Source organism: Streptomyces sp. NPDC040622, assembly GCF_055593965.1.
Genome location: NZ_JBVIXD010000003.1, coordinates 180,422 through 200,165, shown reverse-complemented (window position 1 = coordinate 200,165; position 19,744 = coordinate 180,422). Strand labels below are relative to the sequence as shown.

The 19,744-nt window shown below is 69.7% G+C and carries 19 protein-coding genes, 1 tRNA gene and 1 pseudogene; 11 read left to right on the top strand and 10 right to left on the bottom strand.

Annotated features, from left to right (window positions below; all coding sequences use genetic code 11):
- Nucleotides 1–638: 638 nt before the first annotated feature.
- Together ACZ592_RS09250 and ACZ592_RS09245 are read left to right on the top strand one after the other, a co-directional pair.
- Nucleotides 639–1,217, top strand: coding sequence for a hypothetical protein (locus ACZ592_RS09250; RefSeq protein WP_471580893.1), 579 nt, complete (start codon nucleotides 639–641; stop codon nucleotides 1,215–1,217).
- 457 nt (nucleotides 1,218–1,674) lie between these two features.
- Nucleotides 1,675–2,022, top strand: a pseudogene (locus ACZ592_RS09245) (tyrosine-type recombinase/integrase); the annotation flags it as partial.
- A gap of 78 nt (nucleotides 2,023–2,100) precedes the next feature.
- Here the strand turns inward: ACZ592_RS09245 and ACZ592_RS09240 are convergent.
- From ACZ592_RS09240 to ACZ592_RS09230, 3 genes are all read right to left on the bottom strand, one after another.
- Nucleotides 2,101–2,174: transfer RNA gene (locus tag ACZ592_RS09240), tRNA-Pro, on the bottom strand.
- Nucleotides 2,175–2,220: 46 nt separating this feature from the next.
- Nucleotides 2,221–2,952, bottom strand: coding sequence for a Pr6Pr family membrane protein (locus ACZ592_RS09235; protein ID WP_471580892.1), 732 nt, complete (start codon nucleotides 2,950–2,952; stop codon nucleotides 2,221–2,223).
- A 182-nt stretch (nucleotides 2,953–3,134) separates the two neighbouring features.
- The gene (locus tag ACZ592_RS09230) at nucleotides 3,135–4,064 is read right to left on the bottom strand and encodes a metallophosphoesterase (RefSeq protein WP_471580891.1); all 930 of its coding nucleotides are present in this window, start codon (nucleotides 4,062–4,064) and stop codon (nucleotides 3,135–3,137) included.
- 286 nt (nucleotides 4,065–4,350) lie between these two features.
- Between ACZ592_RS09230 and ACZ592_RS09225 the strand changes: the two genes are divergently transcribed.
- Complete coding sequence (locus tag ACZ592_RS09225; RefSeq protein WP_471580890.1) at nucleotides 4,351–4,815, top strand: GatB/YqeY domain-containing protein; 465 nt, start codon at nucleotides 4,351–4,353, stop codon at nucleotides 4,813–4,815.
- Nucleotides 4,816–4,998: 183 nt separating this feature from the next.
- Here ACZ592_RS09225 and ACZ592_RS09220 read toward each other — a convergent pair whose 3' ends face one another.
- Nucleotides 4,999–7,257: a transglycosylase domain-containing protein gene (locus ACZ592_RS09220; RefSeq protein ID WP_471580889.1), complete on the bottom strand. Its 2,259-nt coding sequence runs from the start codon at nucleotides 7,255–7,257 to the stop codon at nucleotides 4,999–5,001.
- A 384-nt stretch (nucleotides 7,258–7,641) separates the two neighbouring features.
- Here ACZ592_RS09220 and ACZ592_RS09215 point away from each other — a divergent pair, with 384 nt between their 5' ends.
- Complete coding sequence (locus ACZ592_RS09215) at nucleotides 7,642–7,986, top strand: WhiB family transcriptional regulator (RefSeq protein ID WP_030782081.1); 345 nt, start codon at nucleotides 7,642–7,644, stop codon at nucleotides 7,984–7,986.
- Between the two features lie 65 nt (nucleotides 7,987–8,051).
- On the opposite strand, the gene bagB is transcribed toward ACZ592_RS09215, so the two are convergent.
- Nucleotides 8,052–9,500: an ATPase BagB gene (bagB, locus tag ACZ592_RS09210; RefSeq protein ID WP_471580888.1), complete on the bottom strand. Its 1,449-nt coding sequence runs from the start codon at nucleotides 9,498–9,500 to the stop codon at nucleotides 8,052–8,054.
- Nucleotides 9,497–10,477, bottom strand: coding sequence for an ATPase BagA (bagA, locus tag ACZ592_RS09205; protein WP_471580887.1), 981 nt, complete (start codon nucleotides 10,475–10,477; stop codon nucleotides 9,497–9,499). Before bagA ends, bagB begins: the two co-directional genes overlap by 4 nt.
- A gap of 82 nt (nucleotides 10,478–10,559) precedes the next feature.
- Here bagA and ACZ592_RS09200 point away from each other — a divergent pair, with 82 nt between their 5' ends.
- From ACZ592_RS09200 to ACZ592_RS09185, 4 genes are all read left to right on the top strand, one after another.
- On the top strand, nucleotides 10,560–10,721 hold the full coding sequence (locus ACZ592_RS09200; RefSeq protein ID WP_003975360.1) for a DUF4177 domain-containing protein: 162 nt from the start codon (nucleotides 10,560–10,562) through the stop codon (nucleotides 10,719–10,721).
- Nucleotides 10,718–11,188 (top strand): RidA family protein, encoded by a 471-nt coding sequence (locus ACZ592_RS09195; protein ID WP_471580886.1) that lies wholly within the window; start codon nucleotides 10,718–10,720, stop codon nucleotides 11,186–11,188. Before ACZ592_RS09200 ends, ACZ592_RS09195 begins: the two co-directional genes overlap by 4 nt.
- Nucleotides 11,189–11,291: 103 nt before the next feature.
- Nucleotides 11,292–12,167: an NUDIX hydrolase gene (locus ACZ592_RS09190; RefSeq protein WP_471580885.1), complete on the top strand. Its 876-nt coding sequence runs from the start codon at nucleotides 11,292–11,294 to the stop codon at nucleotides 12,165–12,167.
- 523 nt (nucleotides 12,168–12,690) lie between these two features.
- Entirely contained in the window at nucleotides 12,691–13,521 is an 831-nt protein-coding gene (locus ACZ592_RS09185) for an MBL fold metallo-hydrolase (RefSeq protein WP_471580884.1), read from the top strand.
- Between the two features lie 103 nt (nucleotides 13,522–13,624).
- Here ACZ592_RS09185 and ACZ592_RS09180 read toward each other — a convergent pair whose 3' ends face one another.
- The gene (locus tag ACZ592_RS09180; protein WP_471580883.1) at nucleotides 13,625–14,299 is read right to left on the bottom strand and encodes a Crp/Fnr family transcriptional regulator; all 675 of its coding nucleotides are present in this window, start codon (nucleotides 14,297–14,299) and stop codon (nucleotides 13,625–13,627) included.
- Nucleotides 14,300–14,658: 359 nt separating this feature from the next.
- On the opposite strand from ACZ592_RS09180, the gene nth reads away from it, so the two are divergent.
- The 3 genes from nth (at nucleotide 14,659) to ACZ592_RS09165 (ending at nucleotide 17,895) form a co-directional block, all read left to right on the top strand.
- Nucleotides 14,659–15,729, top strand: a complete 1,071-nt coding sequence (gene nth / locus ACZ592_RS09175; RefSeq protein ID WP_471580882.1) for an endonuclease III — start codon at nucleotides 14,659–14,661, stop codon at nucleotides 15,727–15,729.
- Between the two features lie 251 nt (nucleotides 15,730–15,980).
- On the top strand, nucleotides 15,981–16,640 hold the full coding sequence (locus ACZ592_RS09170; RefSeq protein ID WP_471581400.1) for an NUDIX hydrolase: 660 nt from the start codon (nucleotides 15,981–15,983) through the stop codon (nucleotides 16,638–16,640).
- Between the two features lie 49 nt (nucleotides 16,641–16,689).
- Nucleotides 16,690–17,895 carry a MarP family serine protease gene (locus tag ACZ592_RS09165; RefSeq protein WP_471580881.1) on the top strand — a complete coding sequence of 402 codons (1,206 nt, stop codon included), beginning with the start codon at nucleotides 16,690–16,692 and terminating at the stop codon, nucleotides 17,893–17,895.
- 61 nt (nucleotides 17,896–17,956) lie between these two features.
- On the opposite strand, the gene ACZ592_RS09160 is transcribed toward ACZ592_RS09165, so the two are convergent.
- The 3 genes from ACZ592_RS09160 to ACZ592_RS09150 all read right to left on the bottom strand — a co-directional run bounded on the left by ACZ592_RS09160 (nucleotide 17,957) and on the right by ACZ592_RS09150 (nucleotide 19,725).
- The gene (locus ACZ592_RS09160) at nucleotides 17,957–18,148 is read right to left on the bottom strand and encodes a hypothetical protein (RefSeq protein ID WP_471580880.1); all 192 of its coding nucleotides are present in this window, start codon (nucleotides 18,146–18,148) and stop codon (nucleotides 17,957–17,959) included.
- A gap of 141 nt (nucleotides 18,149–18,289) precedes the next feature.
- On the bottom strand, nucleotides 18,290–19,231 hold the full coding sequence (locus ACZ592_RS09155) for an alpha/beta fold hydrolase (RefSeq protein ID WP_471580879.1): 942 nt from the start codon (nucleotides 19,229–19,231) through the stop codon (nucleotides 18,290–18,292).
- On the bottom strand, nucleotides 19,228–19,725 hold the full coding sequence (locus tag ACZ592_RS09150) for a phage holin family protein (RefSeq protein ID WP_471580878.1): 498 nt from the start codon (nucleotides 19,723–19,725) through the stop codon (nucleotides 19,228–19,230). Before ACZ592_RS09150 ends, ACZ592_RS09155 begins: the two co-directional genes overlap by 4 nt.
- Nucleotides 19,726–19,744 lie beyond the last annotated feature (19 nt).

Here is a 19,744-nt window from a genome sequence, read left to right as displayed (position 1 = left end):
AAGTGATGGCAGGGTTGCATTTTCGGTGGGAACCGAGGGGGACGGGGAGGCCCCCTGGGTTTACCTGGTGGACACTGCGCTCATTCAACCCGAAAGTACGAAAAAGCTGCGAGCGCCAAAAGCTGCGATAGCCGCTACCGAGCAGTGGAGTGCGAGAATTATTCGATTCGCGGCCGATTCTCGTTCTTCGGGTAAGCTTGAATGCTATCGACGTCTATTTTCCGCAGTGAGGGGGATTGAGCTTAGGGCGGACCGTGTTCCGCCTGGTTTTCATGCCTTTGTAGATCGGATGGACTCTGTTTTGAAGGATGATTGACGGCAGCAGGGTAGGTAGACGGAGTCTCAAAGGGCGAGTCAGCGCAGTGGTCATTATCTGTGGCCGCCGCTCGCAAGGGCTACGAAGTTGAACCTGTGACCTAATCCTTATCAGGTCGATCATGGCGGTCCGGAGCCCTGCCGAGATCCGGCTTCCGTGCCGGTGGCTGATCCGCTGACGTTCGGAGATTGATGCCGTTGCCCGCCCCTGTTGGTGTCAGCTGTGGACAGAGGCTTGACAGCGAGCCCTCACCGCGCCTCGGCGGTATGTGAGTTTTCGTGATCTACGCATCTGATCATCGACCGAGGCAGAGGATGGGCAGGTGCTCGAAACTGCCTTCAAGATCTCCAGCATCGTGCTTCAGGTTCTCGGTCTGCTCTCGGCAGCAGTTGGACTGTCGAATACGTTCAAGGACTCGTCAAACGCGGGCGATCGCTTCTTCACTCGGGTGATGGTGACTGAGCTTGGGGTGGCGCGACAGCTGTGGTTTGGCGTTAAGCGCCTCTCACGTCGCCTCTTCGGACGCCCGCGACCGAGGGTGGTCACTGGCCGCCTTGGTACCGCCATGGAAGTTGGCTTCGCCGGAAGCGCTCGGGGCATCGTCCAGTTCGGGCCGCTGCCTGACCCTGCCCGGGAACCCGATGCTTTCAAGGCTGCGGTTGAAGACCGCTTGAATCGTGCGTTCAAGCTGGCTCAAGACGTGCAGCACGACTTGGGACAGGAAGCGAAGGCGTGCCAGCAGGAGGATCAGGAAATCGCTAACGATCTCCAAGCTCGCCTCACTGCTCTCGATGAGGAAGCAAAACGGAAGACAATCCGTGGCTTGCACGAGCAGGTGCTTGGTCTCTTCTGTTTCGCCGTTGGGCTCGCAGCGCAGAGCATCCTTGATCTGGCCTACTGACCCCCCTACCTCAACCCACCACTCTCCCCAGCTCCCATCCCGTCCGCCGTCGACCCACACACCGTGGAGCAGACGCGGTTCAGGGGCGTCAAGGTGGAGCGCGCCACTGTACGAACGACCTTGACGCCCCTGAACCGCGTCTGCTCGGCTTTGCCTGGGTCGACGGTGGACGGGATGGGAGCTCCCCACGCACGCCCTACCCGGCCGGCACCCGCGAGCGGCGCCCCCTCCATCCCAGAGTCGGAGCGCCCCCGCCGGAGGCATGTCCTTGACCGTGGCTGCGTTCGTACGGTGACCGCCATTCATCAGACCGGCCTATCCACCCGTGGGCGCGCGTCGGCGGCGGCAGCGCCGAGCGGGCCGAAGGCAGGAGCGCGGGCGCAGCCAGAGCCGGGAGCGCGCCCGGCGGAGCGGAGCGCAGCCGGACTTGAACCAGTAGAGAAAGTTGTAACTCAGTCGGGGCTGGGACCGTCTCGCCGCTGGCGGCGCCTGGGAGGAGAACGGACTCGTCTTCTTCTCGGCCGTCGGCAAGACGCTGGACGCCACCAACGTCCGTCGTGCCTTTCGGGTGGCTCTCAAGGGCGCTGAGGGGATCAACGCCGACGAGTGGACGCCCCGGGAGCTCCGGCACAGCTTCGCGTCGCTGCTATCCGACAGCGGCGTGCCCCTGGAAGAGATCTCCCGGCTCGTCGGCCACTCGGGGACCGCTGTGACCGAGGAGGTCTATCGGAAGCGGATCCGGCCCGTGATCCAGACCGGCGCGGTGGTCATGGATGGCATCTTCAAGCCCGCTCCGGAGCGGTAGTCACGCAGATAGACACGCACACGAAAAAGGTGGCCAGCCTACTCTCATGAGTAGGCTGGCCACCTGGTGTTTCAGCTGTCGGGGTGGCGGGATTTGAACCCACGACCTCTTCGTCCCGAACGAAGCGCGCTGCCAAGCTGCGCTACACCCCGATGTCGTTGCTCCACCGGCCCGCTGCGCGGGTCGTGGCGACATCGATTACTTTAGCGGACCGGCGCCCGGAGACGAAATCCGGTTTTCGAGGGCCGGGGGGTGGGGGCGGATCCGGTCGACGCCGACGACCAGGAGGGCCAGGGCGTAGAAGGCCAGGCCGAAGATGACGCCGTTGCCCAGGACGCCGGCGTAGCCGTGGATGTCGACGTCCAGGAACGGGTACGGGTAGCGGGCCGTCGGGCCCGGCGACAGCAGGGCGCCGCGGGCCAGTGCGAAGACCAGGTACGCGAGCGGATAGAGCAGCCACAGGCCCGCGTGGCGCAGTCGCAGGCCGCCCGGCCGGGTGAGCAGCAGCCAGTCCACGGCCACGGCGATCGGCGTCACGGTGTGCAGGAGCTGGTTGGAGAGGGAGTGCCAGCTCGTGAGCGCCCCCGTGTCGGTCATCGAGAAGCCGCTCGACTCGTTCGCCAGGACGAGGTGGTAGACGAGCCCGGTGATCGAGATGTAGACGAGTGTGCCGCAGGTCACCCAGGCCGGGAGTGGCAGACGGCCCTGCCAGGACCGCAGCGCGGAGAGGCCGAGCACCACGGCGACCAGCACGTTGCTCTGGACCGTGAAATAGCTGAGGACGCGCAGCGGGCTGCCGAGGAACAGGTCGATGACGATGCCGGTCACCGCGGCGAGCACGATCAGCGCGCGGAAGGCGGCCACGAGGGGGCGGCGTACGGGTGGCACGACCGCCTCCGCGGGGACACCCGTACGTATCGGAGCGATCATGCCCCCACGGTAGGCATCGTTCCGTTTGTCCGCCCGCCGGGTGACAGGTGACGGGCGGATCGATCCGGTGACGGGCGGATCAGGTGACGGGCGGATCGATCCGGTGACGGGCGGATCAGGTGACGGGCGGATCGATCCGGTGACGGGCGGATCAGGTGACGGGCGGAATGGGGGGGAACGGCTCAGGCCGCCCGCGGCACCAGCGTGAGCAGCGTCGACTCCGGCGGGCACGCGAACCGCATCGGCGTGTAGCGGTTGGCCCCGCACCCCGCCGACACGTGCATGAACGACGTCCGGCCCTCCGCCTCGTGCCTGGAGAGGCCCTTCACGCGGTCCGTGTCCAGGTCGCAGTTGGTGACCAGGGCGCCGTAGAAGGGGATGCAGACCTGCCCGCCGTGGGTGTGCCCGGCGAGGATCAGCGGGTAGCCGTCGGCCGTGAAGGCGTCGAGCGCGCGCAGGTACGGGGCGTGCACGACGCCCATCGAGAAGTCGGCGTCGGCCTCCGGGCCGCCCGCCACGCGTGCGTACCGGTCGCGCTTGATGTGCGGGTCGTCCACGCCGGTCAGCGCGATCTCGTAGCCGTCGATCTTCAGCGTGCCCCGGGCGTTCGTGAGGTTCACCCAGCCTGCCGCGTCGAACCCGTCGCGCAGGCCCTCCCACGGGTTGTGGATGACGCCGACCGCGGGCGGGTTGCCGTTCAGGCCGTGCTTGCCCTGCACCTTCTCAAGGAGGTAGCGGGCGGGGTTGCGCGGCTTCGGGCCGTAGTAGTCGTTCGAACCGAAGACGTACGCGCCGGGGAACTCCATCAGCGGACCGAGCGCGTCCAGCGTCTCCGGGACACCCTCGGGGTCGGACAGGTTGTCGCCCGTGTTGATCACGAAGTCGGGGCGCAGGCCCGCGAGCGACTGCAGCCAGCGCTGCTTCTTGCGCTGTCCGGACACCATGTGGATGTCGGAGACCTGGAGGACCCGCAAGGGGCGCATCCCCGCAGGCAGCACGGGCACGGTGACCCGTCGCAGCCGGAAGGAACGGGCTTCGAAGCCCACGGAGTAGGCGAGACCGGCCGCAGCCGTCGCCGTGATGCCCAGGGGTACTGCGTATCGCGCGCGCATCCCCCCATCGTGTCAGACACCGGGCATCCGGAATCCCGAGGGAGCGGCCGGGCGGACTCGGCAACCCGCCCCCTTCTCAAGGAAGTCGACCGTTCCCCGCAAGGAAGTCGACGAGGCGTCCGCCTGACGCGCCGGTCAGCAACCCCCCACGCAACACCACGCAACCCCACCCCGCACCCCACGCAAGCTCACGCCACACCCCCTCCGAGCTCCACCCCGCACCCCACCCCGCACCCGCCAGTAAATCGATGGACGGAGAAACGTACGCACCTGCCACAATCAACCCATGACCACGCTCAAGTCGAAGTTGCAGGAAGACCTCACCGCCGCGATCCGGGGGCGCGACGAGCTGCGCTCTTCGACGCTCCGGCTGACCCTCACCGCCATCACGAAGGAGGAGGTCTCGGGCAAGACCGCCCGTGAGCTCTCCGACGACGAGGTGCAGAAGGTGATCGCCCGCGAGGCCAAGAAGCGCCGCGAGGCGGCGGAGGCCTTCGCCGACGGCGGCCGCCCCGAGCAGGCCGCGAAGGAGAAGGCGGAGGGCGAGCTCCTCGCCGAGTACCTCCCGAAGCAGCTCTCCGACGACGAGCTCGGGCAGATCGTCGCCGAGGCCGTCGAGGAGGCCAGGGCCGCGGGCGCCGAGGGGCCGCGCGCCATGGGCCAGGTCATGAAGATCGTGAACCCGAAGGTCGCGGGCCTGGCGGACGGCGGCCGCGTCGCCGCCACGGTCAAGAAGCTCCTCGCGGGCTGAGGCCCACCACCTCTTGCCTCCCGTACGTGGATGAGGGCGCCCCCTGAGGCAGGGGGCGCCCTCATCCACGTACAGCCATATGTAGGCCGGCGGAGCCCCCTACCGGGGACCCCCGCCGCAGAACCTCTCCGCAGAACCTCTCCGCGGCATCGCATCCCTCCGCGGAACCTCCCTGGGGAACCCCTACCGGGGCCAGCCGCCGATCCCGCCGAAGCCGTTGCCCCCGTTGCCGCCGTCCCCGCCGCCGATCGCGTCCGGCGGGATCGGGATGTCCGGCCAGGGGCTGCCGCCCCCGCCGCCTCCGTTGTTCCCGCCGTTGCCGCCGCCGTTGCCCGGCTTGCCGTCGTCGTGGTCGCGGCCGGGGTCGCGGCCCTTGTCCTTGTCGTCGCCGGGGAGGTGGACGGTGTTGAAGCCCGGCGCCGGCTTGCCCGCCAGCGCGCCGCTCATCGCGTCGCGCCAGATCGGACCCGGCACCTCGCCACCGAAGACCTTGTCGTACGGGACGCCGCCGATGGTGATGTCGACCATCTGCCGCTTGTGCTGCGGGTCGCCGACCCAGACCGCGCCCGACATGTTCGGGGTGTAGCCCACGAACCAGGCGGCGTAGCGGAAGTCCGTCGTACCCGTCTTGCCCGCGCTCGCGCGGGAGCCGAGACCGGCCTGCTTGCCCGTACCGTCCTCGACCACGCCCTTGAGGAGGGTGTTGATCGTGTCGGCGGTCTTCTGCGACATGGCCCGCGAGCACGTCGACTTCGGCACCTGCAGCGACTTGCCGCCGAGCGTCGTGATCGACTCGATGGCGATCGGCGTGCAGTACGTGCCGCGCGAGGCGAAGGTCGCGTACGCGCCCGCCATCGTCAGCGGCGACATCTCCTGGGTGCCGAGCGCGATCGAGGGAGCCTGCACCATCTCCTTGCCGTCGGCCCGCTCCACACCCATCCTGTCGGCCATCTTCGTCACCGGGCAGATGCCGATGTCGCCGATGAGCTGCACGTAATAGGTGTTGACCGACTTGGCGGTCGCTTCCCGCATGCCGTACGGGCCGACCTCGGCCTCGTTCTCGTTGGTCAGCTTCGCGCCGCCCGAGTTCACCCAGGCCTTGCCGTCACAGGCGGACACCCGCTGCGGGTAGGGCATCTCGTACGGCGACGAGTAGCTCTGGCCCGCCGACTTGCCGCCCTCCAGGGCCGCCGCCGCGACGATCGGCTTGAACGTCGACCCCGGCTGGTAGCCCGCGCCGCCGCCCATGGAGTCGTCCACGGACAGGTTGATCGTGGTCTCGTCCTTCTTGAAGCCGTAAGGACGGGACTGGCCCATGCCGAGGATCTTGCCCGTGCCCGGCTCGACGATGGTGGCGGCCGTCGCCACGTCGTCGGTCTTGTTCACGTGATTCTTGATCGACGCCTGCACCGAGTCCTGCGACTGCGGATCCAGCGTGGTGCGGATCTTGAGGCCGCCCTGGTTCCAGACCTTGGCCCGCTCTTCCTTCGTCTTGCCGAAGACCGGGTCGTTCAGGAACACCTCGCGCACGTAGTCGCAGAAGAAGCCGGCGCCGCTGACCGAGGTGATGCAGCCGTTCTTGGGCCGGCTCACCTTCAGCGCGAGCTCGGCCTTCTTGGCGCGGTCGGCCTCGCCCTGCGAGATGTCGTGGGTGTCGGCCATCCGCTGCAGCACGATGTTGCGTCGGTTGGTGGCCTCGGCCTCGTCGTTCACCGGGTCGTACCGGCTCGGCGACTGCACGATTCCGGCGAGGAGTGCCGCCTCCTCCAGCTTCAGGTCCTTGGCGGGCTTGGAGAAGTACCGCTGGGCGGCGGCCTCGATGCCGTACGCCTGCTGACCGAAGTAGGTGATGTTCAGGTAATTCTTGAGGATGCGCTTCTTGCCGAGCTTGTCCTCGACCTGAATCGCGTACTTCAGCTCGCGGATCTTGCGGCCGAGCGTCTGCTGCGTGGCCTCGGCGACCTTCGTCGGGTCGTCGCCGGCCTCCTCCACGAAGACGTTCTTCACGTACTGCTGCGTGAGCGTCGACGCGCCCTGCGAGACACCGCCGCTCTGCGCGTTCTGGTTGAGCGCGCGCAGGATGCCCTTGAGGTCCACCGCGCCGTGCTCGTAGAACCGGGCGTCCTCGATCGCGACGATCGCCTTCTGCATGTACGGCGAGATGTCCTTGAGCGGGACGACCGTGCGGTCACGCGAGTAGACCGTGGCGATCTGACCGCCCTGGTTGTCCAGGATCGAGGTGCGCTGACTGAGCGGCGGCTGCTTCAAATTGGCGGGGATCTCGTCGAACCCCTCGACCGAACCCTTGGCCGCGAGACCCAGTGCCCCGGCCGCTGGCAGGGCGATCCCGGCCAGCACCGCACCCGCCAGGACGCTGACTCCGAGGAACTTCGCGGCCTGCTGAGTTGGTGACAGACCACCGCCCGAGCGCTTCTTTCCCATGAGGGCAGCCTACGTTCTGATTCGCCGGACAGGCCTTAATGCCTTGGCCTAAGCTGCTCCCAACTGTCACAGCAGTGCGGTTTGGCAACAACCCCTGCTTCGCTCCGGAATCCGACGGAATCCTGTCCGAATTCGCCTTATGTGGCGCCCGGCGTCCGTTGTGACTCAACTGAACTGTCCCGTAATGCCGGGTTTCTCACGGATGTCGCCAGCTCACTCCGTCGGGTGATCTGCCGCTTACGCATAGTCCGTTCGGGCCATTCAAGATTGGGCCCGAAGGGGGTGTTGCGCTGTGCCCACCTTCCGTAACGTCCTCAACTGGCGGCGGTGAATATGCCGCTGCCGCCGTGGGGGAGCCTCGATTCGGGAGAGGACGGCGCCGGTATGGGCTGGGTAACCGACTGGAGTGCGCAGGCGGCCTGCCGCACTACCGATCCGGATGAACTGTTCGTTCAAGGAGCAGCGCAGAACAGGGCCAAGGCGGTGTGCACCGGATGTCCGGTGCGGACCGAATGCCTGGCCGACGCGCTGGACAATCGCGTCGAGTTCGGCGTGTGGGGTGGCATGACGGAGCGTGAGCGTCGCGCATTGCTGCGCAGGCGTCCCACCGTCACCTCGTGGCGCAGGCTCCTGGAGACTGCGCGCTCCGAGTACGAGCGTGGCGCGGGCCTGCTGCCCGTGGACTTGGAGGACGAAGAGACGTACGAGAGCTACGCGGCCGTGGGGTAGGCCACCGGGGCGAAAAGAACCCCGTCCGGGCCGCGGAGACATCCGCCGAGGCACCCCACGCCCCGTCAGCCCGCCAGCCGGTCCCCTACGGCCCGGAGCCCCGCAAGGTCATGCACATCGCCGGGAAGCGCGGCCACTTCGGCCACCGCCACCTCGGGGTGGAGCGCGGTGAAGCGGTCACGCGTGCGCTGTTCACGCGCGAGCAGCTGCATGCGCTCCGCGTGCAGCCGCAGCAGACCCGCGGTCAGCTGCTCGACGGACGGCTCGACGGACGGGCCGGACGCCGGTCCAGGAGGGGCCGTGTGGGGCTCTGCATGGGGCTCTACGGGCTCTGCGGTGTCTCCGTGAAGGTCGGGGCCCTCCGTGGCGTCGGCCGGCCCGGAGGGCTCCGTGTCGGCACTCGGGGTTTCGGCACTCGAGGTCTCGTCGGTCGCGGGCTCCTCTGAGGTCGCCTTCGGCTCGGACGTCGCGTGCGGCTCTGAAGTCGCGGGATTCTCGGGGGAGTTACGAACTCCTACTTTCCCGTCCTCCTGATCCACAATGCGGCTCTCCTCAAGATTTTCCGCGGCGGCGAGCGCCCGCTCGGCCGACAGCTGGGCGGCGCCGCTGCCGTGCACACGGTTGAGTACGAGACCGGCGAGCGGCATGTCGTCCGCGGCGAGCCGCTCCACGAAGTACGCGGCCTCCCTGAGCGCGTCCCGCTCCGGCGATGCCACCACCAGGAACGCCGTCCCGGGCGCCTGCAGCAGGCGGTACGTCGCGTCGGCACGCGTACGGAACCCGCCGAACATGCTGTCCATCGCCGTCACGAACATCTGCACGTCCCGCAGCAGCTGCCCGCCGAGCAGCTTGCCGAGGGCGCCCGTCATCATCGACATGCCGACGTTCAGGAACTTCATCCCGGCCCGGCCGCCGACCTTCGCCGGCGCCATCAGGAGCCGGATCAGCTTTCCGTCCAGGAAGGACCCGAGGCGCTTGGGAGCGTCGAGGAAGTCCAGCGCCGAGCGCGAGGGCGGCGTGTCGACGACGATCAGGTCCCACTCGTCCCGGGACCGCAACTGCCCCAGCTTCTCCATCGCCATGTACTCCTGCGTGCCCGCGAAGCCCGCCGAAAGCGACTGGTAGAAGGGGTTGTTGAGGATCGCCTTGGCGCGCTCCTTGTCCGTGTGCGCCTCGACGATCTCGTCGAACGTGCGCTTCATGTCGAGCATCATGGCGTGCAGCTCGCCCGAGCCGTCGATGTCCTTGACCCGCCGCGGGACGTTGTCGAGCGAGTCGATGCCCATCGACTGCGCGAGCCTGCGCGCCGGGTCGATGGTGAGCACGACGACCTTGCGGCCCCGCTCCGCCGCGCGCAGCCCGATGGCGGCCGCCGTGGTCGTCTTGCCGACGCCGCCCGAACCGCAGCACACCACGATGCGCGTCGTCGGCTCGTCGATCAGGGCGTCCACGTCCAGCACGCGGCCGGCGTCCAGGCCCCGTGCCGGTTCCCCGGCCGTACCGTCCCCGCTCATGCGATCCCCTGCTTCCGCAGTGCCGTGGCGAGCTCGTAGAGGCCCGCGAGGTCCATCCCGCCCGCAAGCAACGGGAGTTCGTGCAGGGGCTGACCGAACCCGGTCAGCACCGCGCGCTGATCGCGTTCGAGGGCGTACCGCTCGGCGTACTCCGCGGCCTGCTCCAGGAGCGGGTCGACGAGCCGCTCGGCACCGCCGCCGCGCCGCGCGCCGCCGAGCCCGGCGGCGGACAGCGACTTCGCGACGGCCGTACGGGGCGTCTGCTCCAGGCCCAGTTCCAGCGAGGCCTCCCCCAGTACGGCGGGACGCACCATGTTCACGATGAGGCGCCCCACGCGCAGCTGGGCTGCCCGCAGCTCGGCGATCCCGTCCGCGGTCTCCTGGACGGGCATCTCCTCAAGGAGGGTGACCAGATGCACGGCCGTCTCGGGGGACTTCAGGACCCGCATGACGGCCTGCGCCTGGTTGTGTATCGGCCCGATCTTCGCGAGCCCGGCGACCTCGTCGTTGACGTTCAGGAAGCGGGTGATGCGCCCGGTCGGCGGGGCGTCCATCACGACGCAGTCGTACGCGTACCGCCCGCTCTTGTCCTTGCGGCGCACGGCCTCACAGGCCTTGCCCGTCAGCAGCACGTCCCGGAGTCCGGGCGCGATGGTGGTGGCGAAGTCGATGGCACCGAGCTTCTTCAGGGCGCGGCCCGCACCTCCCAGTTTGTAGAACATCTGGAGGTAGTCGAGCAGCGCGAGCTCGGGATCGATGGCGAGGGCGTACACCTCCCCGCCCCCGGGAGCGACGGCGATCTTCCGCTCCTCATAGGGCAGCGCTTCGGTTTCGAAGAGCTGCGCGATGCCCTGCCTGCCCTCGACCTCGACGAGGAGGGTGCGTTTGCCCTCCGTCGCCAGGGCGAGCGCGAGGGCCGCGGCCACCGTGGTCTTGCCGGTACCGCCCTTGCCGCTGACGACCTGGAGCCTGCTCACCCTGTTGAGCCTAACCAGTCATCGCCCGGACTACGCAGGAGCCCACCCTGAGCAGCCCTCCACACCGACTACAGTCGGCCACATGACCAAGTGGGAATACGCAACCGTGCCTCTGCTCGTCCACGCCACGAAGCAGATTCTGGACACCTGGGGCGAGGACGGCTGGGAGCTGGTCCAGGTCGTGCCCGGGCCGAACAACCCCGAGCAGCTCGTGGCCTACCTGAAGCGGGAGAAGCAGGCATGAGCGGCGCGGTGGAGGCCCGCCTCGCCGAGCTCGGACTGACACTGCCGGAGGTCGTCCCGCCGCTCGCCTCGTACCAGCCGGCCGTCCAGTCCGGCGTGTACGTGTACACCGCGGGACAGCTCCCCATGGTCGAGGGCAAGCTCGCCGTGACCGGGAAGGTCGGCGCCGAGGTCACCGCGGAGGAGGCCAAGGACCTGGCCCGCACCTGCGCGCTGAACGCGCTGGCGGCGGTCAAGTCGGTCGCCGGTGACCTGGACCGCGTCGCGCGCGTCGTGAAGGTCGTCGGCTTCGTCGCGTCGGCCCCCGATTTCACCGGCCAGCCCGGCGTGATCAACGGCGCCAGCGAGCTCCTCGGCGAGGTCTTCGGCGACAAGGGCGTGCACGCGCGCAGCGCGGTGGGCGTGGCGGTGCTGCCGCTCGACGCCCCGGTCGAGGTCGAGTTCCAGGTGGAACTGACGGAGGCGTAAGCGCTTTTCGGCCGTTCAGGGGCTCCGGTACTGCCTGCCGGGCCCCTGTAGGCACCGATAGTTGCCTCTCGAACATCAGCGCACCAGGGGATAGCCTCCGCCCATGGCAAATGGGCAGTGGTACCCCCCGGAGTGGCCCGACCGCATCCGCGCCCTCGCGAGCGGCGAGCTGACTCCGGCGACCCCGCGCCGTGCCGCGACCGTCATGCTGCTCAGGGACGGCGCGCGGAACGGCTCGCCGGAGGTGCACATGCTGCGCAGACGCGCCTCCATGGCCTTCGCCGGGGGCGCGTACGCGTATCCGGGCGGCGGCGTCGACCCGCGCGACGACGACCGGCTGGTGCGCTGGGCGGGCCCCACGCGCGCGTCCTGGGCGGCCCGCCTGGGAGTCGACGACGAGGCCGAGGCCCAGGCGATCGTCTGTGCCGCGGTCCGCGAGACGTACGAGGAGGCCGGCGTCCTGCTCGCGGGACCGACCCCGCAGACGGTCATCGGCGACACCACGGGCGACGACTGGGAGACGGACCGCGAGGCCCTGGTGGCCCACGACCTCTCCTTCGCGGATTTCCTGGAGCGCCGGGGCCTGTACCTGCGCAGCGACCTGCTGGCCGCGTGGGCCCGCTGGATCACCCCCGAGTTCGAGCCCAAGCGCTACGACACGTTCTTCTTCGTGGCAGCGCTGCCCGAGGGCCAGCGCACGCGGAACACCTCCACGGAGGCCGACCGCACGGTCTGGATCCGCCCCTCGGACGCGGCCACGCGCTACGACGCGGGCGAACTCCTGATGATGCCGCCCACGATCGCGACACTCAGGGCCCTGAGCCCCCACGCGTCCCCCGGCGAGGCCCTGGCGGCGGCCCCCGCCCAGAACATGACACCGGTCCTGGCCCGGGCCCGCCTGGAGGGCGACGACCTGATCCTGTCCTGGCCGGGCCACGACGAGTTCACCAAGCGGGTGGCCACGGGCGGCGGCCGGTGACCCCGACCAACAGCCCGCCCCGCGAGCCACGAGGCTCCGGCAGCCGCCGACCAACAGCCCGCCCCGCCCACCCCGCGAGCCACGAGGCAGCCGCAGCCGCAGCCGCCGAACCGGCCGGAGGGGGCGCGGGGGTATGTGCGCACGGAGCACCGAGCGCACTGTGCCGTCTTTGTTCTTGAGGCGTGGCGCAGGGATAGCGAGTACGTACATACCCCCGCGACCCCGCCCCACAGACGAACAACAGGCGCACGAGCCCCAACGGCCCGCAGCGGCTCACGGACCGAGGCGGGCCGCACAACGAACCCACAGCGGACCGCCACAGCGGACCGCAGGCAACCGACAGAGCCTCACACAGGCTCACCGGCAACAACGCTCCACTCAGCACCCCACCCGGCACATCACAACGGCGCACTCCACCCGGCACACCACAACGGCGCAGACCACCCGGCACATCACAACGGCGCACACCACAACGGCGCACTCCACCCGGCACACCCCCGCCACAGACAGGAGTCACCCCCGCATGACCGATGCCGCCGCCCTCCCCGGCCAGCCCCGCGGCGGAGTCCTCAGCGGCCCCGCCACCCCCCGCGCGGTCAACGTTCTCGCACCCAACCCCTCCGCGATGACCCTCGACGGCACGAACACCTGGATCGTCTCGGAGCCGGACTCCCCACTCGCCGTGGTCGTCGACCCCGGCCCTCTGGACGACGCGCACCTGAGCCACGTCATCAAGACGGCGGAGCAGGCGGGCAAGCGGATCGCCCTGACGCTCCTGACCCACGGCCACCCCGACCACGCGGAAGGCGCGGCCCGCTTCGCGGAGCTGACCCGTACCCGCGTACGCGCCATGGACCCCGCCCTCCGCCTCGGCGACGAGGGCCTCGCGGCCGGCGACGTGATCACCACCGGCGGCCTGGAGATGCGCGTCGTCCCCACCCCCGGCCACACCGCGGACTCGCTCTGCTTCCACCTGCCGGCCGACCGCGCGGTCCTGACGGGCGACACGGTCCTCGGCCGCGGCACGACGGTCGTGGCGCACCCCGACGGCCGTCTGGGCGACTACCTGGACTCCCTGCGCCGGCTGCGCTCCCTGACGGTCGACGACGGCGTCCACACGGTCCTGCCGGGCCACGGCCCGGTCCTGGAGGACGCGCAGGGGGCCGTCGAGTTCTACCTCGCACACCGGGCGAAGCGCCTGGCACAGGTCGAGACGGCCGTGGAGAACGGCCACGTCGAGGCGGCGGACGTCGTGGCGCACGTGTACGCGGACGTGGACCGGTCCCTGTGGCCGGCCGCGGAACTCTCGGTGAGGGCGCAGCTGGACTACCTCACGGAGCACGGCCTGATCTGAAAGCACAGGCACCCTGTTCTGAAAAGCACAGGCACCCTGTGGGGAAACGCCCGATGGGCCCCGCCTCCCAAGAGGCGGGGCCCATCGACGTACAGACACAGCGTCAGCGCGACCGCTTGGCCAGCCGCTCCACGTCCAGCAGGATCACCGCGCGGGCCTCGAGCCGCAGCCAACCGCGCCCGGCGAAGTCGGCGAGCGCCTTGTTGACCGTCTCGCGGGAGGCGCCGACCAGCTGGGCGAGCTCTTCCTGCGTGAGGTCGTGCACGACGTGGATGCCCTCTTCGGACTGCACGCCGAAGCGGCGCGACAGGTCGAGCAGCGCGCGGGCCACTCGTCCGGGCACGTCGGAGAAGACCAGGTCGGACATCTGGTCGTTGGTCTTGCGAAGGCGCCGGGCGACGGCGCGCAGCAGCGCGGAGGCCACCTCGGGGCGCACGTTCAGCCAGGGCTGGAGGTCGCCGTGGCCGAGGCCGAGCAGCTTCACCTCGGTGAGCGCGGAGGCCGTGGCCGTACGCGGGCCCGGGTCGAAGAGCGACAGCTCGCCGATGAGCTCGCCGGGGCCGAGCACCGCGAGCATGTTCTCGCGGCCGTCGGGCGAGGTGCGGTGCAGCTTTACTTTGCCTTCGGTCACCACGTAGAGGCGGTCGCCGGGGTCTCCCTCATGGAAAAGGGCATCCCCGCGCGCGAGCGTCACCTCACTCATGGAGCCGCGAAGCTCCGCGGCCTGCTCGTCATCGAGCGCCGCGAAGAGCGGGGCGCGCCGCAGAACGTCGTCCACGAGTTCTCTCCTTGTCGACCTGCTCAGGGGATCTTGGTTCCCCCGCATATCAGGGGACCGTGTTCCCCATTTTGCCGGACGGTCCAAACAGTGTGATCAGTCACAAGTCTGCCGCACCGGCGTCGGAAGCTGTGCGGGAGGGGCCCATTTGGGGGCCGATCCACGGGGTCAAGGACGGATGTCAGTGCCTGGCTCTAGGCTGGCCGGGTGTCCAAAAAGCCGGTGAGAGCGCAGGCCGAGGGGGCTGAGCAGGTAGCCGCATCCCGCAATTCCGCTGTGGGCGAACATGCGTCCAACGCCCGCAACAAAGCGACAAATCGGACAGCTCTCCTGGTGTCCCCGGCGAAGAGGTCGGCCCTGTGAACGCGAAGAAGACGACGCCCACGACGGCGAAGGCCCCGGTCGGCACGACCGCGGCCAAGAAGGCGTCGGCAAAGAAGACGAAGGCTCCCGCCAAACGGGCGACGGCCCCGGCGAAGACGGCGACGCCCCAGAAGACCACGGTCAAGAAGGCTGCGGCCAAGAAGACCCCCACCCCCACAAAGAAGTCCGCCACCAGCGGAACGAGGCAAGCCACCGCCGAGGTCGCCCCCAAGGGCACCCCAAAGGCCGCGTCCGCAGGCGCCCCCAGAGCTACCTCCAAGGGCGCTTCCCAAGCCACCCCCCAGGAGTCCCGCACCGCCCTGGTCCGCCGCGCCCGGCGGATCAACCGCGAGCTCGCCGAGGTGTATGCGTACGCCCACCCCGAGCTGGACTTCGAGAACCCCTTCGAGCTCCTGGTCGCCACGGTCCTCTCGGCCCAGACCACCGACCTGCGGGTGAACCAGACGACGCCGCGCCTCTTCGCCGCGTACCCGACTCCGGAGGACCTGGCCGCCGCCGTCCCCGAGGAGGTCGAGGAGCTGATCAGGCCCACCGGCTTCTTCCGCGCCAAGACGAAGTCGATCATGGGCTTGGCGAAGGCGCTGCGGGACGACTTCGGCGGCGAGGTCCCCGGTCGCCTGGACGACCTCGTCAAGCTGCCCGGAGTGGGCCGCAAGACCGCTTTCGTCGTCCTGGGCAATGCGTTCGGGGTCCCCGGCATCACCGTGGACACGCACTTCGGCCGCCTGGTCCGCCGCTGGAAGTGGACCGAGGAGACGGACCCGGTGAAGGTCGAGGCGGCCGTCGCCGAGCTCTTCCCGAAGAGCGAGTGGACGATGCTCTCGCACCGCGTGATCTTCCACGGCCGCCGCATCTGCCACTCCCGCAAGCCCGCCTGCGGCGCCTGCCCGATCGCTCCGCTCTGTCCGTCGTACGGGGAGGGCGAGACGGACCCGGAGAAGGCGAAGAAGCTGCTGAAGTACGAGATGGGCGGCCTCCCGGGCCAGCGCCTCAAGCCGCCGCCGGACTACCCGGGCAAGCCGGCGCCGCCGCTCGCCGCGGGGTGACGGCGACGCGGGGCGGAACGAACCACAGGGCAAAGAGCGTTGTCCAGAGACGGACGGGGGTGCCGATGACGCACACGAGCGAGACGACGAACACCACGAACAGCGATCAGAACCACACGAGCCATACGAGCCATACGAGCCACACGGGCCATGCAGGTCATGCAGGCCAAGGCCACGAAGCCCACGAAGCCCACGAGGCCCGCCCACAGGGCAGCAACCGCAACAACCGCAACGGCCACGCCGACCACCCCCTGCTCACCACCGACGGCCTGCCCTCCTGGCTGGACCCGGTCGTCCACGCGGCCCGCACCGTGCAGCCGCTCCAACTGAGCCGCTTCCTGCCCCCGGAGAGCGGCGCCGGACGTCAGTCAGCCGTCCTCGTCCTCTTCGGAGAGGGCGACAAGGGCCCCGAGCTGCTCCTGATGGAGCGCGCCGGATCGCTGCGCTCGCACGCGGGGCAGCCCTCCTTCCCCGGCGGAGCCCTCGACCCCGAGGACGGCGACCCCCAGGGCGAGGGCCCTCTGCGCGCCGCCCTGCGCGAGGCCGAGGAGGAGACGGGGCTCGATCCACGCGGCGTCCAGCTCTTCGCCGAGCTGCCCCGCCTCTTCATCCCGGTGAGCGACTTCGTCGTGACGCCCGTGCTCGGCTGGTGGCGCACCCCGACCCCGGTGGGCGTCGTCGATCCGAACGAGACGGCCCGCGTCTTCACGGTTCCCGTGTCCGATCTCACGGATCCCGCGAATCGCGCGATGGCCATCCACCCCAAGGGCCACGCAGGCCCCGCGTTCCTCGTCGAGTCCGCTCTGGTCTGGGGTTTTACGGCGGGCGTGATCGACAGAATCCTGCACTTCGCGGGCTGGGAGCGACCCTGGGACCGCACCCGGCAGGTCCCGCTCGACTGGCGCGCATGACAAAGTTGCGGGGAATGGGCGACCGCGATGCGAGGCGAGGACTGAATCGGTGAACGTGCTGGACGTCCTGCTGCTGCTCGCCGCCGTGTGGTTCGCGGTCGTGGGGTACCGCCAGGGCTTCGTGGTCGGCATCCTCTCGGTGATCGGATTTCTCGGCGGCGGTCTCGTCGCCGTCTACCTCCTGCCGGTCATCTGGGACGCCCTCACGGACGACGACGCGGCCGGGGTGAGTACGACCGCGGCGGTGGTCGCCGTCGTCATCGTGATCGTCTGTGCCTCGATCGGTCAGGCCTTCACCACCCACCTCGGCAACAAGCTGCGCAGATACATCACCTGGCAGCCCGCCCGCGCCCTGGACGCGACGGGCGGCGCCCTGGTCAACGTGGTGGCGATGCTCCTGGTCGCCTGGCTGATCGGCTCGGCCCTCGCGGGCACGACGCTGCCGACGGTCGGCAAGGAGGTGCGCAACTCCAAGGTCCTCCTCGGCGTATCGCGCGCGCTGCCGGGCCAGGCCGACACCTGGTTCGCGGACTTCTCCTCCGTCCTCGCGCAGAACGGCTTCCCGCAGGTCTTCAGCCCGTTCTCGAACGAGCCCATCAAGGACGTCCAGCCGCCGGACCCCAAGCTCGCCAAGAGCGAGGTCGCCACGAAGGCGAAGCGCTCCATCGTGAAGGTCCGCGGTGAGGCCCGCGGCTGCGGCAAGGTCCTGGAAGGCACCGGCTTCGTCTTCTCGGACCGCCGCGTGATGACGAACGCGCACGTGGTCGGCGGCGTGGACGAGCCCACCGTCCAGATAGGCGACAACAACCAGATGTACGACGCGAAGGTCGTCCTCTACGACTGGGAGCGGGACATCGCCGTACTGGACGTGCCCACGCTGAAGGCACCGCCGCTGCAGTTCACGTCCAAGGACGCGCCCAGCGGCGCCGGCGCCATCGTGGCGGGCTTCCCCGAGGACGGGCCCTACGACGTCCGTCCCGCGCGCGTGCGCGGCCGCATCACGGCCAAGGGCCCGGACATCTACCACCGGGGCACCGTGCGCCGCGACGTGTACTCGCTCTACGCGACCGTCCGCCAGGGCAACTCCGGCGGCCCGCTGCTCACGCCCGACGGCAAGGTCTACGGGGTGGTCTTCGCGAAGTCCCTCGACGATCCGGACACCGGCTACGCGCTGACGGCGGACGAGGTGCGCGAGGACATCGAGCGGGGCCGCACCGCCAACCAGGAGGTCGACAGCCAGGGCTGCGCGCTCTAGGGCCTGTCGTCACGACGCCCGGCGAAGGCGCACCTTCAGGAGGTGCGCCCGGCGGGCGGGATCAGTCGCGGGTATGGCGGAGCCGCGCGGAGACCCAGCGGGCCCTCCGGCGGAGAATGCGGGGAATCCCCATCGCTTCCTGAGGGGGGCCATGATGGCCCGGATCCTGCGGCCCGCCCCTCTCGCGGCTGTTCAGCGCTGTGGCCGAGCGGCGATTGCGTGCTACGTCACTGTAGTCGTGCGTCCAGCCCATACCCCGACGTGTGCCCGTGCCTCATGGTCGGTAATCGCGCGCAGGGGCCCCAATTGGCCTATGCGGGAGGCAATTGGCGTTCGTAGGACAGGTGTTCCCATCGGCGCCCCGAAGGGCCGTGCGCCGGGACCGGACGGACCATCAGCGGTCCGGTTCGGGATCCTTCAGCCAGTTCACCAACTCGGTGGAGAACGCCACCGGGTCCTCCTCGTGGGGGAAGTGCCCGAGGCCGTCGAACAGCCGCCAGCGGTACGGCGCTTCGACGTACTCTCCGGAGCCCGCCGCGCTCCTCGTCCGCATCACGGGGTCCAGCGACCCGTGCAGATGCAGCGTCGGCACCCGCACCGGGCGCTTCATGCGGCGGTTGAACTGGATCCCGTCGGGCCGCGCCATCGACCGGACCATCCAGCGGTACGGCTCGACCGAGCAGTGCGCGGTCGAGGGGATGCACATGGCACGCCGGTACGTCTCGACCGCCTCGTCGTCCGGCAGGCTCGGCCCGGACCAGTCCCGCACCAGACGGGCCACCAGGGCCCCGTCGTCGGCGACCAGCTGACGCTCCGGCACCCACGGCCGCTGGAAGCCCCACACGTAGGAGGCCGCCGCGGTCTGCTTGCGGTCGGACAGCATCGCCGAGCGCCAGCGCCGCGGGTGCGGCATCGAGGAGACGGCGAGGCGGCGCACCAGCTTGGGCCGCATCACGGCCGCCGTCCACGCCAGGTACCCGCCCAGGTCGTGCCCGACGAGCGCGGCGTCCGGCTCGCCGAGGGAGCGCACGACACCGGTGATGTCGAGCGCGAGGTTCGCCGGGTCGTACCCGCGGGGCGTGCGGTCGCTGCCGCCCACGCCCCGCAGGTCCATCGCGACGGCCCGGAAGCCCGCGTCGGCGAGCGCCACCATCTGGTGCCGCCACGACCACCAGAACTGCGGGAAGCCGTGCAGCAGCAGGACCAGCGGCCCGTCGCCCATCTCGGCGATGTGGAAGCGCGCTCCGTTGGCGGCCACGTCCCGGTGGGTCCAGGGCCCCTCGATGCGTACGACTGATCCGGAGGGTTGGGCCGATGGGGCGGCGGGGTCCGTCATGAGGACGAGCGTGCCACAGTCGCCCCCGTCTCACCGACTCGGACGTCGAGGGTGTCCACGGGGCCCACCGGACGGGTATGCGGTTTGACGTTCCCCAGTACGGCTGCCGTCTCCTTGGCCGATGCGGCGACCTTCTGCGGGCCCTTGCCCTTCTTCGCCTTCTTCGCGAAGACCACGCCGATCAGCGCGAGCAGCCCGGCCACCAGCACGTTGGCGGCGAAGGACAGCACGAAGCAGATCGCCATGTTCCATCCGCTCCAGGTGCGGATGCCGTAGGCGAGCGCGAAGCTCAGCATCGGCAGCGAGAAGATGAGGACCGCGCCGGCCGCGGTGAAGGCGGCGCCGCCGACCGCCCCGCGCTTGACGTCCTGTCGCAGCTGGGCCTTGGCCAGCGCGATCTCGTCGTGCACCAGTGCGGACATCTCGCCGGTCGCCGTGGCGACCAGTTGGCCGAGGCTGCGCTCGGCGCCGACGGGGCCGTCGGGTGAGCTCATCGCGTTCTCCCCTTTTTCT

Coding starts and splice junctions, on each gene's coding strand:
- ACZ592_RS09235 (WP_471580892.1), bottom strand. CDS start 2,952: ATGATCGCTCCGATACGTACGGGTGTCCCCGCGGAGGCGGTCGTGCCA.
- ACZ592_RS09230 (WP_471580891.1), bottom strand. CDS start 4,064: ATGCGCGCGCGATACGCAGTACCCCTGGGCATCACGGCGACGGCTGCG.
- ACZ592_RS09225 (WP_471580890.1), top strand. CDS start 4,351: ATGACCACGCTCAAGTCGAAGTTGCAGGAAGACCTCACCGCCGCGATC.
- ACZ592_RS09220 (WP_471580889.1), bottom strand. CDS start 7,257: ATGGGAAAGAAGCGCTCGGGCGGTGGTCTGTCACCAACTCAGCAGGCC.
- ACZ592_RS09215 (WP_030782081.1), top strand. CDS start 7,642: ATGGGCTGGGTAACCGACTGGAGTGCGCAGGCGGCCTGCCGCACTACC.
- bagB (WP_471580888.1), bottom strand. CDS start 9,500: ATGAGCGGGGACGGTACGGCCGGGGAACCGGCACGGGGCCTGGACGCC.
- ACZ592_RS09200 (WP_003975360.1), top strand. CDS start 10,560: ATGACCAAGTGGGAATACGCAACCGTGCCTCTGCTCGTCCACGCCACG.
- ACZ592_RS09195 (WP_471580886.1), top strand. CDS start 10,718: ATGAGCGGCGCGGTGGAGGCCCGCCTCGCCGAGCTCGGACTGACACTG.
- ACZ592_RS09190 (WP_471580885.1), top strand. CDS start 11,292: ATGGCAAATGGGCAGTGGTACCCCCCGGAGTGGCCCGACCGCATCCGC.
- ACZ592_RS09185 (WP_471580884.1), top strand. CDS start 12,691: ATGACCGATGCCGCCGCCCTCCCCGGCCAGCCCCGCGGCGGAGTCCTC.
- ACZ592_RS09160 (WP_471580880.1), bottom strand. CDS start 18,148: ATGGGCTGGACGCACGACTACAGTGACGTAGCACGCAATCGCCGCTCG.
- ACZ592_RS09155 (WP_471580879.1), bottom strand. CDS start 19,231: ATGACGGACCCCGCCGCCCCATCGGCCCAACCCTCCGGATCAGTCGTA.
- ACZ592_RS09150 (WP_471580878.1), bottom strand. CDS start 19,725: ATGAGCTCACCCGACGGCCCCGTCGGCGCCGAGCGCAGCCTCGGCCAA.